This window comes from Paenibacillus guangzhouensis (genome assembly GCF_009363075.1).
GTDB lineage: Bacteria > Bacillota > Bacilli > Paenibacillales > Paenibacillaceae > Paenibacillus_K > Paenibacillus_K guangzhouensis.
On sequence record NZ_CP045293.1, the window covers coordinates 6,049,766 to 6,068,461 of the forward strand.

General features: G+C 41.4%; 11 protein-coding genes. All 11 read left to right on the forward strand.

Annotation, left to right across the window (positions count from 1 at the left end; translation table 11 throughout):
* Positions 1-78: 78 nt before the first annotated feature.
* The 11 genes from GCU39_RS27285 to metK all read left to right on the forward strand — a co-directional run bounded on the left by GCU39_RS27285 (position 79) and on the right by metK (position 18,529).
* Positions 79-2,094 carry a DUF5693 family protein gene (locus GCU39_RS27285; protein ID WP_152396348.1) on the forward strand — a complete coding sequence of 672 codons (2,016 nt, stop codon included), beginning with the start codon at positions 79-81 and terminating at the stop codon, positions 2,092-2,094.
* Positions 2,070-3,197 (forward strand): polysaccharide pyruvyl transferase CsaB, encoded by a 1,128-nt coding sequence (csaB, locus tag GCU39_RS27290; protein WP_152396349.1) that lies wholly within the window; start codon positions 2,070-2,072, stop codon positions 3,195-3,197. The genes GCU39_RS27285 and csaB overlap by 25 nt, the downstream gene beginning before the upstream one ends.
* Positions 3,198-3,257: 60 nt before the next feature.
* A complete protein-coding gene (locus GCU39_RS27295) occupies positions 3,258-4,022 on the forward strand; it encodes a WecB/TagA/CpsF family glycosyltransferase (RefSeq protein WP_152397461.1) in 765 nt (254 codons plus the stop codon).
* Between the two features lie 116 nt (positions 4,023-4,138).
* Entirely contained in the window at positions 4,139-5,269 is a 1,131-nt protein-coding gene (locus tag GCU39_RS27300) for a glycosyltransferase family 4 protein (protein WP_152396350.1), read from the forward strand.
* Between the two features lie 260 nt (positions 5,270-5,529).
* Entirely contained in the window at positions 5,530-9,594 is a 4,065-nt protein-coding gene (locus GCU39_RS27305; protein ID WP_193726650.1) for an S-layer homology domain-containing protein, read from the forward strand.
* A gap of 146 nt (positions 9,595-9,740) precedes the next feature.
* Positions 9,741-10,082 carry a hypothetical protein gene (locus GCU39_RS27310; protein ID WP_152396352.1) on the forward strand — a complete coding sequence of 114 codons (342 nt, stop codon included), beginning with the start codon at positions 9,741-9,743 and terminating at the stop codon, positions 10,080-10,082.
* Between the two features lie 484 nt (positions 10,083-10,566).
* Positions 10,567-13,587, forward strand: coding sequence for an S-layer homology domain-containing protein (locus GCU39_RS27315; protein WP_193726651.1), 3,021 nt, complete (start codon positions 10,567-10,569; stop codon positions 13,585-13,587).
* Positions 13,588-13,765: 178 nt separating this feature from the next.
* Positions 13,766-16,288 (forward strand): hypothetical protein, encoded by a 2,523-nt coding sequence (locus GCU39_RS27320; protein WP_152396354.1) that lies wholly within the window; start codon positions 13,766-13,768, stop codon positions 16,286-16,288.
* Positions 16,289-16,304: 16 nt separating this feature from the next.
* Positions 16,305-16,817 (forward strand): hypothetical protein, encoded by a 513-nt coding sequence (locus tag GCU39_RS27325; protein ID WP_152396355.1) that lies wholly within the window; start codon positions 16,305-16,307, stop codon positions 16,815-16,817.
* Positions 16,818-16,867: 50 nt separating this feature from the next.
* Entirely contained in the window at positions 16,868-17,152 is a 285-nt protein-coding gene (locus GCU39_RS27330; RefSeq protein ID WP_152396356.1) for an alpha/beta-type small acid-soluble spore protein, read from the forward strand.
* Positions 17,153-17,326: 174 nt separating this feature from the next.
* A complete protein-coding gene (gene metK, locus GCU39_RS27335; RefSeq protein WP_152396357.1) occupies positions 17,327-18,529 on the forward strand; it encodes a methionine adenosyltransferase in 1,203 nt (400 codons plus the stop codon).
* The last annotated feature ends 167 nt before the right edge of the window (positions 18,530-18,696 follow it).

Genomic DNA, 18,696 nt, shown 5'->3' on the forward strand with positions numbered 1-18,696 from the left:
TTGACGACCTCTCCGGAAATCTTCAAAATTTCTGGAGAGGTATTGAAATTTTATGTACATCATTTAGGAGGTTTTTCTGTGCTTCAACGTTTGCATCCTTGGAATACACGTATTCGCTCATGGTTATGGTGGATTGTCATTGTGGCCATTATTGCCGCGCTGCCAGTTGTCTATGACCGTATTCAGACGGAGAATACTTCGAAAAAGGTTGAATTTGTATTTGATTATCGCGACTTGGTAGACGTCGCTGCGCTTCAGCCGAACCCCGATGCTTTTATTCAAGAATGGCTAGGTAAGTTAAAAGAGGCCGGCGTTCAATCCATGTCGATGTATGAGAGTACATTGTCTGAATTTAAGTCGAGCCGCCGTATTCAGCTCTTTAATGCGAATGAGTTGTCTTTATTAACGGGACAACCTGTCAATCTGCAGCAGAACTATACGAATTTGCTGTTCACAAGTGCTGAGAATGAGAAGGCGCTCGCGCCAATCATCCGGGATACGTTCACTCGTCTCGGCTATGAAGTAAGATCTTGGTCTTTCAAGGAACAGAATGGACTTGTCATTGAAGCTTCACCAGATCAAGCCTTGATGAAACCGATGCAACAAGATCCGATTACGATGCAAATGCTCCACGATCGTGGATTTCATATTGTCCCTCGTCTGACGGATGCACTCCCGTACGATTCACAGGTGACAGAACAGCTATTGTCGACATATTCCAACCTTGGTGTTAACCGAATTATCTTTGACGGCGAGTCGGTGACAGGATTCAGTGATGAGGCAGACAGAGGCACATTAACGGATTTTGCGAACCGATTGAAGGAGCACAATATTGGGATTGCCACCATTGAGAACTTGAAGAAGCCGCAGAAGGGCATTCAGAAGCTCTCGTATTTGATCGATTACAATGTGGTTCGGCTGTACTCTTTGAGTGAACAGGATTCTTCCTTGTCGCCAGCGACGATCTCCGATCGCTTCACACTTGCGACGAAGGATCGTAATATTCGGATGCTGTATCTGAATACCGCTGCCGCGAAGGATTTGACGAAGGCTGAATTGACGAACTCGCTCGATAACTTGGTGCGCAGCTTGCAAGCCCCAGGTCATGCCATTCGTGATATTGAGAAGAACGGCTTTACAATGGGACAAGCTGAGCCATTCCAGGTAACAGACTCTAGCTTGCAGCATTATTTGAAGCTTATTGTCGTGATTGGCGCTGTTGCGTTTATTTCGTTGTTAATTTCGTATTTCATTCCATTGCTAATGACACCGGCATTCATTCTTGGGTTGATCGGTGCTGCTGGATTGTACAAGCTAAAGCCAGCTCTGCTCGAACAAGCGTTGGCTCTTGGTGTATCGATTAGTGCGCCGACCATTGCGCTTATTCTCGTTATTCGTAAAATGCAAGCTCTTCGTGAAGCGAACAGTGATTTATCTGCCGGTACACGTCTCGTTCATACCTTGATTCAATATGTGAAGACGGCGATTATCTCGCTTATGGCTGTTCCATTTATGATTGCGCTGCTGAACAACATTAGCTACAGTCTGGTATTGAATCAATTCCGCGGCGTCAGTCTGCTTCACTTGGCACCGATCGGTCTTGTGGCGTTATATGTATTCTTGTACTGCGGTGATTCTGTCTTAAAAGAGCTGCGCAGATGGCTCCGTATGCCGATTACGGTCATTATGGTTGTTGCATTCGTCGTTGCGGCTGCTGCGGGGTACTACTATTTGACAAGAACGGGGAATAGCGGATCGGTTTCTTCTATAGAATTGACGTTCCGCTCGTTGCTTGAAAATTTGATGGGCGTTCGTCCACGGAACAAAGAGTTCTTACTCGCACATCCGTTATTTATGGTCGGATTGTTCGTTTCGCTGCGTTATGCGTGGGGCCGTTTCTTCTTTATTATTGCGGTCATGGGCCAGTTGTCGATGGTCGATACCTTCGCGCATATCCACTCGCCGGTTATGATCTCGCTCATTCGCGGATTATTAGGTCTTGGTCTTGGCTTAATTATCGGTTTGGTCGCAGTACTCGTCTGGCAAATCGTTGAAAGGTGTTGGAAAAAATGGTCGCCACTCCTCGAAGAATAGTCATCTCAGGATATTACGGATTCAACAATAGCGGGGATGAAGCGGTACTCAGATCGATTTTGACGGCGCTCGAGCAAGAATCGAAGGCCCAAGGGGTTCCAATTGTTCCAATTGTGCTATCAATTAACCCTAGGCTGACGAAACGCCTGTATCAAGTGCAAGCCGTGCATCGGATGGACTTTCGGAAAGTGTTCCGTGCGATTTGGACGAGCCACGGTCTGATCAGTGGTGGTGGAAGCTTGCTGCAGGATGCGACAGGCTCGAAGACGATTCCCTATTATCTAGGCGTAATTAAGCTGGCGCAATGGCTTCGGAAGCCGACGTTTATCTATTCGCAAGGGGTAGGGCCGGTGAACCGGAAGTCATTCTTCCCATTCATTCGGAACGCATTTCAACGGAGCAAATTCGTCTCGGTACGGGATATTGAATCGGCTGAATTGTTGCAGACGATGGGGCTGGCTGAAGAACGCATTCATGTCGTGCCTGACCCGGTCATGGGCTTGCCGATCTCGAACGATCCTGAGATTCATGCCGAGGCGTTAGACGCCAATGAGCTGACCCTTCCTATGGTTGGTGTCTCCGTCCGCTACTGGAAAGAAGATCGCAGTGACATGCATCGCATTGCAGATGCGCTCCGCTTGCTATGTGAGCAGCATCCCGTTCATTTGCGTTTCTTGCCGTTCCATTTGCCAAGTGATGAAGAAGCCTCAAGATATATCATCGAACGAATGGGCGATCTAACGGAACTTGGATGTCAGGTTTCGATCTGTCCGCCGCATGAGCAGCCGCAAAGCATGTTAGCGGAAGTGAGTCGTTGTCAGCTGCTAGTGGGCATGCGATTGCATTCTTTAATCTATGCGGCATCGCAGCAGGTCCCAATGATCGGGATTTCGTATGATCCGAAGATCGATCATTTCTTGCATCGGTTACAGATGGAGCCGGTCGGTACGACAGATGTCTTGAATCCGGACTTAATGTCGGGCGAAGCTGCGTATCTATTAAACAACCGTACACAGTGGCAAGCAGAAAAACGTGAATCTATTGAAAATTTAAAACAACAAGCGAGTGAACCTGCAGAACAAATTGTTCAATATTTCCGTTAATAAAGTAGGGAACCGCTGAGTGATATTATCATGGACCCAAAGGATGAGTTATTCGTGAACATGAGCAGTCAACAACAAGCAGTAGCAGTGGAGAAATTGCCGATCTTCGGCGTGCCCTTCTCTACCATGAATATGGAGGAGACAGTACGATATTTAACAAACGCGATTGAACGGCGTACAGTGAACCACGTCATTACGGCGAATCCGATTATGGTCATGGCTGCTGTAAATGATCCTCAGATGCTGAAAATCATGCAGCGGGCCGATTTGATCGTCCCGGATGGGGCTGGGATTGTATGGGCAGCCAATTACGTCAAACGTCCTCTACCAGAGCGCGTTACGGGCTTTGATCTGCTGCACCATCTGATGAAGCTTGGAGATGAGCAATCGTGGCGCGTGTTTCTGTTAGGCACTTCGCAGGAGATTATCACGGAGGCTGCGCGTAGACTTGCTGCTCAATATCCCAATGTACAGATCGTTGGCGTGCGTAACGGATTTTTTGGCGAGGATGAGGATCAAGCCGTGGTGTCTCAAATCCAAGAGGCTGCGCCGGACATCTTGTTCGTTGCGCGCTCTGCAGCCACACAAGAGCCTTGGATTGCAAAGTATCGGGAACAATTGAGTGTTCCGGTGATGATGGGCGTTGGAGGTAGTTTTGATGTCATTTCCGGCAAGCTCAAACGTGCACCTAAGCTGTTCCAGAAAATGCGGCTTGAATGGTTCTATCGTCTCATGAAGGAGCCTTGGCGATTCAAAAGAATGCTTGCGCTCCCGAAATTCATGTGGAAAGTGATACGCGAGAAAGAAAACGTCACAAAACCATGAAATTATCGGTGAAATCTTCTGAAAACACTTCGAAATGGATAAAAACAGGGATAGCATTTCGAATATGAACAGAGTATAATTCATTCCGGTAGATAAAATGGGGGTTGAAAAGACCAATGGGAATGGTTTACGGAATCGGCTTTATATTAGCACTAGGGTTAGCGCTCGTGCTTACGCCGCTAGTGAAGAAATTTGCAGTGAAAGTCGGCGCCATGGATATGCCGAATGCTCGTAAAGTGCATACACGCATTATGCCGCGATTAGGCGGTCTCGGAATTTTCTTCGCATTTGGGATTGGTTTTCTATTACTCTTGCCCTGGTTGCCAGATAATATGTTTGCCAGCCGAGAAGGCAATTTGGTCAAAGCGTTGTTCGCAGGTGGATCGATCATTGTGTTGATCGGTGCACTCGATGATAGATTTGAATTATCAGCTAAAGTGAAATTGCTAGGTCAGATTATCGCTGCTTGTGTCGTCGTCTTCGGCTTCGGCATCACGGTAGACTTCGTAAATGTACCGTTCGGTCACGGTTATCTGTCGATGCCTGATTGGATCGCTATCCCGCTTACGATCGTCTGGATCGTTGGGGTAACGAACGCCATTAACTTGATCGACGGACTGGATGGTCTTGCTGCAGGTGTATCGGGTATTGCGATATCTACAATACTCGCGATGGCCTTCATCATGGGCAATACGACCGTTATCTTAATTAGTCTTTTATTACTCGGTAGTATTGTAGGATTCCTATTCTTCAACTTCCACCCAGCGAAGATCTTCATGGGGGATTCGGGATCCCTGTTCCTTGGCTTCAGCCTGGCGATGCTCTCGATGCTTGGGTTCAAGCAGGTGGCGATTGTCTCCTTCTTAACGCCGCTCTTCATTATCGGGGTACCGCTGTCGGATACATTCTTCGCGATTATCCGTCGCTGGCGGAGTAAGAAGCCAATCTTTGCGCCGGACAAAGGACACTTGCATCACTGCTTACGTGAGCTAGGTCTAAGTCACCGCAAAACCGTATTAGTGATCTATGCGATCGCAACCTTCTTCGGTGTACTCGCGGTAATTCAATCCGTTGCCGCAGCACACGAAGCGAATTGGGTGACATTTATCGTTGCATTTATCTTAATCTTCCTCCTGCAGATCGGTGCCGAAGTCATCGGGATCGTGGACAAGACCAAGAAACCAGTGATTCACTTCCTCAGCCGGTTCTTAATGAAGACCGAAACGGAAACGCAATCGAAATCATAATATTATAGAAGAAATACTTAAGAGCCTCTATCGCCTATGCGATAGGGGCTTTCTGTTTTTTAGTTTAAGTTTTCGGGGTCCCCGCAAAGTACCTGAGTCTCTTCGGAGGCAAAGCACCACTTTGTGGGGTTATTTTGTGCTTACTTTTTCCTACCAAATCTCTAAAAATTCGGCATGTAGTGACCGATAACTACAGTACATAGATTAATCCATGGAGGGTAATGAAATTAATCGCGAATCTACTAAAGGAGGACATACTTTTGAAGAAAATATTATCAATCATTATGGCGATCGCACTGCTGGTGGCGCTGATCCCGATCGCACCGGATAGGGTAGAGGCGGCGATTGACGCGCACAACTTTTCCTTTCCTAACGAGCAATACAAATTGGATGATGCTGCTCGTATTGTGAATAATGAGCGTCTAACCTTAAATGGTACGATCCATAATGTTATCGGACGGACAATCTCTTATGATGTTGTTCAAATTTATAAGAAGCTGAAATCTGGTTCGACGACAGAATACGAGGAAGTTATTGTTGATTCTCGTGAGGGACAGACGGGGAATATTACGTTAAATGGATCAAGTATTCAAGTATTTGATATTAAGTTGTTCCCAGGTCTGAACCGAATTACTTTCAAAGGAACGCAAGGGACTTCTAGTGTAGAGGATTCGATCTACATCGAATACCGCAATGCGCCGATGATGTATAATCTGACTGCTACACTAAATGGTAACAATTTCGATGTTAAAGAAGATTCGACTACAGTGGTATACTCTGACGCGACCAATGGTCGTACGACAGCGGACATTAGTATCACGGGGAATGCACCTAATGCTGAGAAGGTTACCGTAACAGTGAATAATAAGAGTTGGGATTATACGGTACGCAGCACGGATAACTGGAAGTTCGTGGCATCTCCAGTAAATATCCGTAAAGGGAAGAATATCCTTAATATTAAAGTCTACAATAACAACCAAGTTACGGAAACAACGCGTGAAATTGCTTTTTATAACGGTGAAGTAACCTTCTATGATCTAAACGTGACGGATGGCGTAAACTCAGGTGACTTGGCGACGAATCCGAATATTGCTATAAATCCGAGTAATGCATTAAAAGTAACAGGGAAAGTTATTGTACCTGTTGTATATACTCCGCCAGTACCACCAGCAACGACCGGTACGTATAAGCCGGCCGTAGGCAATCTTACTGATGCAGCGTTAAAATATTCAGTTGATAGTGCAGCATACACTGATATTACAAGTATCAGTACGGAAATCCCCGGATTTACGCAAGATCCTAGCACTAAATTTATGACGCTTATATTTGATGCGGGTTTAGCGGGATTATCGCTTGATCAGCCTCATACGATTCAATTTAGTGGTTGGAACTTTGCGAAGTTACCTTCACCGGGAACAGATTTATCTGGTCTCATGCAGTTTACATTGAACGATCAAGGAAAATCGTATATTTATGACGTGAATTATTTGCCTGGATATACGGCTAGTACAACAGTTGCAGAACTTGAAACGATGCAAGGCATTAGCATGATGAATGCAAATATGAATTCCGTGCCGGTTGGCGTGGAAGTATTAGTGGGGAACCCAACGGGATCGGATTCCGTTGCTGTAACTAAAATTGTTGATAATCTAGGGAACACTGTTCCGAATACTGGCTATGCTGCTGAAATGATTACAGGGGTCCCTGCATTATACGTTTATAAGACGATTAATGGGGTTGAGCAGCGTTTTCAACGAATTTTCCTTAAAATAACGAAGCTGCCGACTGCAGGGAAGATGACGCTTGAACTTACACTTAATACAAATGGTTCTAAGAAAAATATACCTGTAACGTTGTTATATGGGCCATTTGTAAAGTATAGTTCACTATTTGATGGGAAAATCATTAAATATGACACAACTCGTACGGATGCTTTGGCATTTCTAATAGGGGAACTAAGTTCCTTCTCGGGACAAATTTTTAATGTTGCTAACACGGATGAAATTCGATATTCAACGACTGGAACGCCAGCTCAACTGCAAAGCGTCTTCTTATATATCAATAACACGCTTGTAGAACTTGAAGGCGATGCGACAGACAAAACAAAATTCAAATTAAAAAGTGGCACAGACATAGAACAAAAAGCGTTTGATGCCTTGTATAAAACAGGTGACAATACGATCAAATTCGTATTTAAGACGCCGAAGAATACTTATGAGCAGACAATTAAGCTCACTTTGATTCCGACGAATCTTCCAGTGATTCCTGCACCGGGTACAGACGGGGTGTTCCCTTACAGTACTAGTTACAACACGCCGAAAGTAAATGATCCGAATTTTGAGAAAAAGGGCAGCGTTTATATGTCCAAACAAGCTCATATGAACATTTTCGGTACATTTGATTTTATTGATTTAGGTTATGATAAAAACCAGGTTACTGCAAAACTGACCAGTTTAGCTGGAGGAACTGCATTAACAAATTACAAAGTAAAAGTTACTTCCCCTGGTGAGCAGGATATCGTGTGGACACTAGCTAACACGTTTACGGCGAAACAGGATGGAGAAACATTCCAGACGGGATCGAGTGTTCCTGGGATTTCCGTTGTATATGATTACGAGCAGCAGAATTTCTCTTTCGTGATGTTGAATCATGAATTGCCGAGAGATGGCAGCCCTAAAGTATACAATATTTATGTATATAATAGTGGGGATAATGGTCCGTTCGCATCTTACCGTTTAGAAATTCAGCCTATTGCGATTCCGTATACGATTGAAAAGCCAAAGGTTGAGAAGCGTATTCTGAATCAGAACTATGTTGAGGTTGTTATCTCTTCTCCTGGCGCGGAGAAAATGACGATTCAGAAGAAAGAAGCAGAGAAGTTCATGTATGATCCGGACAATGATGATACGACGGCCAATAGTTTTGAAGCCTTCAGAGCTATGGTGTACGACCTCAAGCCGAATAAAGATAATAAAATTGAACTGGTGATCACGAAAGGGAAAGAAGTAACGAAAGATTCCTTTACTGTGAAATATGTGCCTACGACGATCCCTGGCATGCAGGTTATGGAACAAATGAAAAACTCGCATAAAGTATTTGAAGGGAAATTAAATTTAACGTTCGCTAAGGATACGAATCTAGTTCGTACAGACTATAATGCGACAGATAAATTTAAGGGACAAGTGTACACAGGAAATCGTATCCTGTTTGCTATTGCGAACCCGGATGATGGCGTTATCGATCGCCATGATTTTGAGCCAGTACCGGCTAACTACAATCTTGAATTGGAATATGGTAAGCAAGTCTATAGAGGGAACTTCCCGACGAGGTTTGTTAAAGCTAGTTCCGTATACTGGTTAGATCCAGGTATGGCTGATGATATCAGCACAGGAATGGCTTATGATCCCATTATGTATGGTAATGATCCATTCCCGCTTAAGAATCAGAACGTTCCGTTCTTTTTCATGCGAAGTGCTGATCGTGAGCTTGTGCCATCGAAGCCAGGTACACTAACGTTAAGCTATGATCCTACGATGACACAGGATGCAGGTCGATTAATTACGGTATTCCGTTTCGACCCTGTTCTTAAGCAATGGGAGAACATTGGCGGCGTTGTCGATGAGAAGAAGCATGTTATCAAAGTGCCGTTCACTCGTTTTGGATATTATGTTGTCGCTAAATTAGGCTATTCCTTCAATGACACAGTACTACATCCGTATGCACGTGATGCGATTGAGACAATCTTCGCAAAAGGCGTTATGAATGCTGTTGATCCATCAGGTATGTTTGGTGCGGATGAGTATGTTACACGTGCTGAATTTACACGCATGATTGTGCGCGCACTTGAGATTCCTTTGAATTATGAGGGTGATCCTAAGCACTTTACAGACATTCCAAGTAGTTTACAGAGTGTAAACCTCGATGGCTTGTGGGATTTCCGTTATATTGAGACTGCGGCACGTAAAGGGATTGTACGCGGCGTAGAACCCCAATATTTTGGAGCGGATCGTCATATTCTTAGACAGGATGCTGCCGTAATGATTGCCAAAGCATTGAATTTGAAATTAGAGACAGATCCAGTGAAGGTGAAAACCGCAGTGAATAAAGTGTTCCAAGATGGCGGTAAGATTGACTACTATGCACAGCCTTCTATTGCAGCAATTGCGAAGAAAAACTTCATTACTGGAATCCCAATTGACCCGACAAACCCTAAGAAAGGTTTCAATTTCCAACCGGATTCACGATTACTTCGTAGTGATGCAGCGATTATTATTTCGCGAGTTATGGCTGATATGAAGAAACTGCCTAAAATTTACTCGAATTAAAAGTAGGGAGCCTTGAGCTCCCTTTCTTTTGTTTAGTCATGAGTTGTTCTTTAATGTGGGGTTCAAAAGGAATTCTTTGGTGAGACTTTGTAATTTTGTTTACTTTGGGATACAATAATTGAAAAACGACTAAGGGAGTTCGACATATGAATAAAATTTTGGCTAAACCGCAAGTGGATTATCAAAGAGCGAAAGCTAAATTTGAAGAAAAATCGCAAGTTATGCAGAAACGTATCGAAGAAACTCGCGTGTTGCGTGAGATTACACAAGAGGTTATGGAAGAACTTGTTCAAGAGACAGGTTTCCATGATGCGTTTAACGCACTGACCATTGCAGAAAATGAACTGATTAGCTGGTCTCATACGACAATTAAACGTGAAAAAACTTACCTCGATAATAAGGATAGCTTTGATCGGATGTATCAGAACTTGGATTCCAATCCACAAGCTCGTGCTACAATCATTGATCTTGCGATGAGAATTCGATAATATTCGTGACGTTATATTGTATTGATATTTCAAAAGACACCTAATAAGGTGTCTTTTTTATTCTTTGGATATTTACAGTTTTTGCATGATGACGTTAGTATATCAACATGATATACTAACAACCGTGTCTTTTTTATATGGCAAATGTTGATGTAGAGCCTGATAGCAAGTTTCGAATATCTTTTGAAATTTTTTTTTTAAGAAACCGCAACTTTTTAGAAACTCAGACGTCTAACATTATGTGAATACAACAGAGTGACAATAAATCGACTCTAGTTTCGCACAACAGTCATATTTTGACAAAATAATAGGGTAAGATTTGAAAATATGCCTTTACGGCACTATAACCGCATTGTATAATGTTAAAGTGGGTTCATATCTACATCTATTTACCATGTTAATGTTTACTAGTTTCTGTGACTAACAGGTTACAGACATGAATTATAGGAATTTTGCTCAACTCGAGGAAGGGGGTGAATCGGCGATGAGTAACAAGAGCTACAATTTATCTAAATCTTATAAAGTGAAAGATATTCAAGGAGGAGAAACAAAGGTTATGAAGAAATTTTTAACTATCGCATTATCCACAGCAATGGCATTCTCGATGTTCGCATCTGTAGCATTTGGTGCAGAAAAAGAACTTACAACACAAGATAAATACGATGCACTTACTAAAGCAGGCATCTTCGAAGGCTTTAAAGACGGTACTGCAGGTCTTGATCAAAACATGACTCGTGCTCAATTCGCGAAAGTAGTTGCTAAACTTCTTTCTCTTGAAGATGATGCAGCAACAGCTACATCGAAGTATGTTGATGTTAAAGCTAACAACTGGGCAGCTCCATTCATCGGTTCTGTATCCAAAGCAGGGTTGATGGAAGGTTCGAAAAACCAAAAAGGTCAAGTAGCATTTGATTTCAACGGTAATGTAACTGTTGAGCAAATGGCTAAAGTCCTTGTAATTGCATTGAAACTTGAAGTTCCTGCAACAGCTGAAAACGGCGCTTCCGCATGGGCTAAAGGTTATGTTGATGCAGCTGTTAAAGCTGGATTGATCCCTGCAAATGCTAACTTCAAAGCAGCTGCTACTCGTGAGCAATTGGTAATCGCTGCTTACACAGCAAGCGTTGAAATCGAGAAAGCAAAAGTTTCTTATGAAGTAAAAGTTGTTGATGCTAACAACATCCAAGTAACATTCTCTGATGCAAAAGACAAACCAGAATCCTTCAAGCTTGAAAAAGCTCTTGAAGCTAACAAAGAAAACACTGTAACAGTTAAACGTGCAAATGGCCAAGAGAAAACTCTTAAGTTCACTTGGACGATCACTGCTGCAACTAAAGTTGAATCTGTGAAAGCAGACAACTTGAAAGAAATCCTAGTAACTTTCGATGGCGAAGTTGATGCAAAAACTGCTGGCGCTAAAGAAAACTATGATATCAAGAACAAAGATGAATCAATCAAGAGCGTAACAGTAGCTGACGACAAAAAGTCTGCTTTGATCTTGCTTGACGAAGGTGATGCTTCCACATTGACTAACCAAAAAGAAGCAACATTAAAAGTAAGCAATGTTTATAACAGCGACAAATCTAAAACTCTTAGCGCTGAAGTTAAATTCACACCAGTTGATGTGAAAACTCCAGAAGTTAAAGAAGTTGTAGGTTTGGGAACTAAAGCATTCAAAGTTGTATTCTCAGAGCCAGTTAAAAAAGCTGGAATCTATGCAACTAACAACTTTAAAGTTGATGGCAAAACAATTGTTGCAACAGTAGAATACAAATATCCAAACATTGCAATTGTAACTACTGATTTGGCTGTTGGTGACCACAAGTTGACTGTTAGCAATGTTGAAGACTTCTCTGGTCTTAAAGTGATTCCGCTTGAAAAAGAATTTAAAGTAGCTGTTGATACTGAAGCTCCTCAAATCGTTTCCGCTAAAACGAATGATTTGAAAGAAGTTACACTTGAATTTAACGAAACAGTTAAATCTGTGAGCAAAGCTTACCATAATGTAACTGCTAATGGTGGCACAATTACAGAAATTTCTGACAATAAAGTTACAGTTACATTTGCTAACCCAATGAATTTCAACGAGAATACAATCTTTGTTGAAGGTGTAACGGACTACAGTGGTAACAGTGCTAACCGTGAAGTGAAAGTGACTCCAACGTTGGATACTGAAAGACCAACTGTTGCAAAAGCAGAATTGAAACAAGATGATACTTCAAAATATCACAAATTAGTGATTGAATTGAGCAAATCTGTTGATAAAGACTCTGCAGAAACAGCGAAGAACTACACTTTGAAAAAATCCGACGGTAAAGCTGCAAGTGCAGTAGGTCTGAATGCTGATGGACATCCAGTATTGAAGCCGGTTTACGATGCTAGCAAAAAGACAGTAACAATTGATCTTGCAAGTAAATTGGATGAAGCAACTTACACTCTAGAAGTGAACAGCATCAAAGATACTGCTTATGTTCCTAATACTATGTTGCCATTCACAACTACTGTATCTGCATCTGTAGTTAAAGAAAACGGAATTTCCAGAGTATGGGTTAATGAAAGCAGTTCGAATAATGAAGCATATGTATATGTTCAATACAAGAAACCAGTAAACAGTGATAGTGCACGTGATACTGCTAAATACACAATCGCTGGTCAAAAATTAGCATCTGGTGCTTATATTGACTTGGTAACTGCAGATACAGTTCGTATTACTACTCCTAAAACAGTAGATGGTAAAGCTGTTGCTTTGAAAGGCACTCTTACAGCAACTCTAATTCAAGATGCTAACGGTGATTACATTGTTGGTAAAGATAACTACATCTTGAGTAAAGAAATCGGTGAAAGCACAATTGCTTTGGACACTGATTCCGTTAAGGCGACTTCTCAAGAAAAATTAGAACTTAAGTTCGATGGAAAAATTACTTCTGTTGACAGAACTGACTTTATTGTTACTGTAGGTGCAACTGAGGCTACTTACAAAACTTACAAACCAACAGCTGCAAGCATCAGCTCTGATGGTTCTACAATTTCCCTTGAGTTCAAAGATTCTGCTAAACTCCCAGCTGATATGTCTACTGCAACAATCTCGACGATCAGCACAAATACTCAAGATGGATTTGGTTCTAAAATTGCTGTAATCAGCAAAGCTAAAGTTACTGATAATATTGCACCTGAAATTGATGGTGGATTAACAGTGAAATCTGTAACTGGTGCTACTTATTACGAGATTTCATTCACAGCAACTGAAGGTCTAGTTAATCACAACACAGCTAACCTTAATACTTTGTTCACTGTTAAGATCGGTGACAAAGAAGCAACAGTTGGTAAAGATCAAGTAGTTGTTGATGGAAACAAAGTAACAATTTATGCAACTCCAGCTAAAGATGTTGATCAGAAAGTATTCAGTGTAGTATTTGACGGAGCAGCAAATGCTAGAGTTAAAGCTATTACTGACAACAGCGGAGAAAATGCACTTAAAGGATTTAACGAAGCAGTTGTTAAATAATAAGTGAACTAAAAGAAGGAGCTTAAGCTCCTTCTTTTTTTTGTTTTTTTGTAAAAAATAATCAATCGGATAAATGTAACATAAACGAAACTTTCTGCCTCTGAGAATCGTTTAATATATAATATATAACATCTAAGTCAGGTATAGAGTTAGTGTGAATAAAAGGAGGCAAATGAAATTGCATAGATCTAAGAAGTTGATTATGGTGCTGACTTTAGCAATGGTAGTAAGTCAGATGGGCACAATTACATCGTTTGCAGCACAGGACGCTAGTAAGCCAAAAACGGATTCAGGAAAAGTAACGACTAAGACAAATACTATAGCAGAATTATCTAGTGTGAAATCAATCAATATTTCTTCAAAAAGTTCTGTTAAACTTACAGATCTCAATATTTTATCTCAAGACAATGAAAATATACTTACATATACACTTACATATACCAATATGGATAAGAAGGATATATCCCTTATTGATTATTGGTCTAAAGTGAAAACGAAGTCAGGGACTGCTTATTCAAGTAATATCCTTGCAAAAGATAAAGACAAGAAAAAAGTATCCGCGCAATCATCACTAACCATTACTTATTATGCGAAAATCGGGAAGGTCACCAAACCATCTGATCTTGTAATAGAATTAGTCAAATGGGACTTCAGCATGGCAAATTACGAAAAGAAATTAGGTCAGTATGTTATACCTGATGCTGTAAAAGTTGAAACATTACCGGGTAGTAGTAAGACGATTAGAGCAAATGATATCCCAATAAAAACAAAAATAGAATCATCCAGTATTTATACGACTAAAGATTATTCATATTTATCTATTGGACTTAATTTTCTGAATCAAGGATATAAAGTTTTAGAAGATCCTAAATTTAAGTTTGTTGTGAAGTCAGCTGAAGGTTTTAACTACCCTGTAGAACTGGATCCTTCCAGTGTAGATTACAAGATTCAACCTCAAGGAAGCAAAATATTGAATTTAATGATACGAATTCCAGCAAGTATTAAAACTGATAAGTTACAATTACAGATTATTCAAGATGACGAAACATCCAAATTGTCATTACCAATCGCCACATATCAATTAGCACAGATGAAAAAAGAAAATATTGAGGGAAGTCAAGGCGATCTCCGATCGATTAATGTTGGAAATACAAAAATAAATGTGCAAATAAATTCATCATGGGTAACAAGCGGTAAAAATAATAATGAAATCACTGCAACAATGGAATTTACGAACAATGGCAGCCAAGCAATTACTCTTCCTAAATATGAATTTAGTTTCATAACAAGGGATGGGTACTCATATCCAATCACTACTAAGGCCTTAGACAATGTTACTATTGCTCCTTTAGGGAAAAAAGCAATAAAATTGTCTGCAGAAATACCATCTCAACTGAATACAACAGATATGCAAATCGCCATTAATCAGTCAAAAGATACAACGCAAAAAGAAAGTAATATTACTTATCCAATTGCGATATTTAAACTACCTGCATTAACTGTGAATGATAATACAATTGGAAAAGAATATACGGTAGAAACTGCAAATAGTACACTCGGAGTAACATTAAGTTCTGTCCAACGTTTACCATGGATTGATGGAGATATTGTTTCAGCAAAAATATCGATAAGAAACTATCGATACGATTCTGTTGAATTACCAAAATTAGATGGAATGTTGAAATTTGATAATATTAAAGCCACAGATGGCACAAAATTGGTGCAAACAAATACAACATTACTATTGGGAGCTAATCAAACAATAGATACCTACATCGTAACGAAAGTTCCGTATGGTATGGATTTTAGACAACTTCAGGTCTTCCTCATGGAGAAATTATCTGATGATAATTCAACAGAGATCATCCAAATATCAAATAATGGATCGATATCAGGTCTTCCTGTAATTAAAAACGGTGATTCTAATGAATTATCAACTCAAGGAAGAAGAGCAGAAGTTAAAGTTAGGAAATCTTCGTTATACCCAGGTTCTGGTTCTAATATTGTTTATTCTGAAGTAGAAATGAAAAATCTAGAAGAGAGACAAGCTGCTCTTTCTCAGTTAACTGGATATTTTAAATCTAAAGATGGTCAATATTTTAAAGCAAATGTTACACAAGTTGAAAATGCAACAAGTCCTTCTGCTAAGAATCTTGTAACCTTCTGGGCGAAAGTTCCTAGAAGCCTAGATGTAGCTGGTATGCAACTAGTTGCGGGAGAGAGCGTTACAGATAATAAGTTTACTCCTATTAAGGGAGAAGCAACAGGCTATGTAAACGCGGCTGCTTATGAACTCGTCCAAAGTGCGAATGAATATAAAAGCTCATTATCAAATATTGAATTATTCCCATATAAGTTCACTGCTACTAATATCGCAGGATATACATCTGGTTCATCTATTAGTCTAAATATGAATTATAATTTAGAACGGAACAGTGAATATGAAATGGGAACATTTGATCACAAACTTATTGTAGAGATTCTTGATTCAACTGGTCGTTCCTCGGAAAGAGAACTCACTTTAGAAAATGATTTAAAACTTGGAAATGGAAAGTCAATTACTATGAATTTCGACGGCTATGATACTGATAGAAAAAATAATAGTTACTTCACAATCGTTTTATACGATCAGTTCCAAGGGCAACGGATCAAATTGGCAAGTCAATCGTATTATTTTATAAATAAGAACAATAATGAATAAATTTAGGAGAAACACCATGAACAAACCCCAAAAATATGCTTTCAGCATCGCAATGTTAGCTAGTGCCATTCTACTAGGTAGCGTAATATCAACGAACGCAGACGGAGCCACAGTCAGTGGCTCCCAGCCGGGCTCTGTGGACGATCCAGTAGTGACGAAGAGTTATGTCGATGAGCAGGTCCAGAAGCTCGTAGCGGCTGAGCTAACGAAGCAGACAGGTGGAGGCGGCAAGGACGTGGATAAGAACGTCGAGAGCAGCGAATTGAAAGTCGTGACGATAAAGAGCGGCGAGAAGCTCATAGCCAAGGCAGGAGCGGAATTTATTGTACGAGCTGGTAAAGCAGTGGTATACAGTCCAGATGCGAATGGAATATCTGACCTGACAGATGGTAAAGATATTTCCAATGAGCAAGCTGTCGTCAACAATCATTTGCTGCTATTTCCGCGGGATGGACGCGGTGTGATGCCCGATGCGAAGCAGAAGAACGGTCTTACCGTGATGGTACGAGGCGGATACGAAATTAAATAAGTGAGGCATACTAAAGCTGCAACTGAATCCACTACGGAGGTGTAGCTTAGATGTCAAGCCGAAATCGTAAATTGGTTCCAGCCAGCCGTGATGCGTTGTATCAAATGAAGTATGAGATTGCTGCTGAATTAGGATTAAGCGTGGCCAGCCCACAGAGCCGCTCAGGTGATTTTTCTTCAGAGTTTGCCGGAGAATTGGGGGAGCATGCGGGGGGCACCGCTTATGTCACAAAGGACGATTGGGGACATATCTCGTCGAGAGATGTAGGGTACGTCGGAGGTAATATTACCCGAAGATTAATTCAGGAAGCGCAACGCACATTAATTCAAGGATAAGCATAGGATATTGGCATGATCTTACATTATTCATTCGTTGACATTGTAGTCCAAATGAAGTAATATTTTTGTCGAAGGATGTAATACAACCTTTTCCAACCGGGAAAGGTCCTTTTTATGTATAGGTATTATAGTTATATGCCAAATTATTATTGAGTTGGAGGTTGAAAACTGATGTCTTTAAATGGACGACGCTTATTTACTTCAGAGTCGGTTACCGAGGGACATCCGGACAAAATTTGCGATCAAATTTCGGATGCGGTACTGGATGCTTTTCTAACAAATGACCCGAACGCTCGGGTGGCGTGTGAAGTTTCTGTTGCAACAGGCCTTGTGCTTGTTATTGGAGAAATCAGCACCAAATCGGAATATGTGGACATCCCAGCCATCGTACGTAATACGATTAAGGAAATTGGGTATACACGTGCGAAATATGGCTTTGATTATAATACATGTGCCGTTCTGACATCCCTAAATGAACAGTCGGCAGACATCGCTCAAGGCGTTAACGCAGCGCTTGAGGATCGTGACCCCGCTCAAATGGCTGAAGAAACAGCAAGTATCGGTGCAGGTGACCAAGGTTTGATGTTTGGTTTTGCAGCGAACGAGACACCTGAATTAATGCCATTGCCAATTGCCTTGTCCCACCGTATCGCACGTCGCTTGTCTGAAGTGCGTAAAGATGGTACATTGGACTACCTTCGTCCAGATGGCAAAACGCAAGTAACAATCGAGTACGTCGATGGAAAAGCTGTTCGTGTAGATACAATCGTTGTGTCGACACAACATGCTGAAGAAGTGACGTTGGATCAAATCCAAAAAGATATTAAAGAAAAAGTTATTTTACCTGTCGTGCCAGCAGAATTGCTTGACGAGCAGACGAAATACTTCATTAACCCAACAGGACGCTTTGTAATCGGCGGACCACAAGGGGATGCGGGTCTTACAGGACGTAAAATTATCGTAGATACCTACGGTGGATACGCTCGTCATGGCGGCGGCGCGTTCTCTGGTAAGGATCCAACGAAAGTTGACCGTTCCGCAGCTTATGCAGCGCGCTATGTGGCGAAGAACTTGGTTGCAGCAGGCCTTGCGGATAAATGTGAAATCCAACTTGCTTATGCAATTGGTGTAGCTACACCGGTATCCATCAATGTAGACACGTATGGAACAGGTAAAGTAAGCGAAGAGAAATTGGTTGAGCTGATTCAGAACAACTTCGATCTTCGTCCAGCAGGTATTATCAAAATGTTGGATCTTCGCAAACCAATCTACCGCCAGACTGCAGCATATGGTCACTTCGGCCGTACCGATGTAGATCTTCCGTGGGAACGCGTAGACAAAGCAGAATTGCTCAAAGAACAAGCGAACGCTTAATTTAATAAATTTAACCCAAGGGTTGAAGAACATACCCCTGTGTGCTAGCCACATAGGGGTATTTTTGTTTTTTTGCGAATGAGTGAAGGATTGGGGTCTAAACTTACAAGGCCAATTTACCGAAAATATAGATACGAGTGTCTATTGGATGGCATGGAGAATCCTCC

Bases quoted from the DNA above. Each gene is read 5' to 3' on its own strand.
- csaB (WP_152396349.1), top strand. From the start codon at position 2,070: ATGGTCGCCACTCCTCGAAGAATAGTCATCTCAGGATATTACGGATTC.
- GCU39_RS27295 (WP_152397461.1), top strand. From the start codon at position 3,258: ATGAGCAGTCAACAACAAGCAGTAGCAGTGGAGAAATTGCCGATCTTC.
- GCU39_RS27300 (WP_152396350.1), top strand. From the start codon at position 4,139: ATGGGAATGGTTTACGGAATCGGCTTTATATTAGCACTAGGGTTAGCG.
- GCU39_RS27310 (WP_152396352.1), top strand. From the start codon at position 9,741: ATGAATAAAATTTTGGCTAAACCGCAAGTGGATTATCAAAGAGCGAAA.
- GCU39_RS27315 (WP_193726651.1), top strand. From the start codon at position 10,567: ATGAGTAACAAGAGCTACAATTTATCTAAATCTTATAAAGTGAAAGAT.
- GCU39_RS27325 (WP_152396355.1), top strand. From the start codon at position 16,305: ATGAACAAACCCCAAAAATATGCTTTCAGCATCGCAATGTTAGCTAGT.
- GCU39_RS27330 (WP_152396356.1), top strand. From the start codon at position 16,868: ATGTCAAGCCGAAATCGTAAATTGGTTCCAGCCAGCCGTGATGCGTTG.
- metK (WP_152396357.1), top strand. From the start codon at position 17,327: ATGTCTTTAAATGGACGACGCTTATTTACTTCAGAGTCGGTTACCGAG.